The 383-nt window shown below is 20.4% G+C and carries 1 protein-coding gene; it reads right to left on the bottom strand.

Annotated elements, in window-relative coordinates; genetic code table 11:
• The coding region (locus RI01_RS03115; protein WP_017193213.1) for a hypothetical protein at positions 1–225 on the bottom strand (225 nt) is incomplete at its 3' end.
• Positions 226–383 lie beyond the last annotated feature (158 nt).

Raw genomic sequence — 383 nt, 5'->3', positions numbered from 1 at the left:
TATTATCATTTCTTCTAATTTATCTATTTTTTCATTAATTTTTTTAAAATTACTTTGGGTTTCTTGTTGGAATTCGTCCATTTCCTTTTCAATAAGGTTAATTTTTTGTTTTAGATGATTGTTTTGAAGTTTTAAATTATGATTGTTGAAATTAAAGATGATAATTGTTGTTAAAATAACAATTATTAAATAAATATAAGGTGAATATTTTTGAATAATTTTCATTTTGTTTTCTCCTTTTTTGGTTTTTTTATTAGTTTTAATGACCTTACCTTTAGTGTGTAAAACAAAAAAGACTCTAAATTAGAGTCTTTTAGTTGGTTAAAATATTTTTATTTATTATTTTGAGATTTAGTGTGATGTTTGCCTTGATAAAGAGATAA

It is taken from the genome of Italian clover phyllody phytoplasma str. MA1, assembly GCF_000300695.1.
In the GTDB taxonomy this organism is placed as follows: Bacteria; Bacillota_I; Bacilli_A; order Acholeplasmatales; family Acholeplasmataceae; genus Phytoplasma.
Note: the sequence above shows the minus strand (reverse complement) of the source record. Positions and strands in the feature narration are given on the sequence as shown.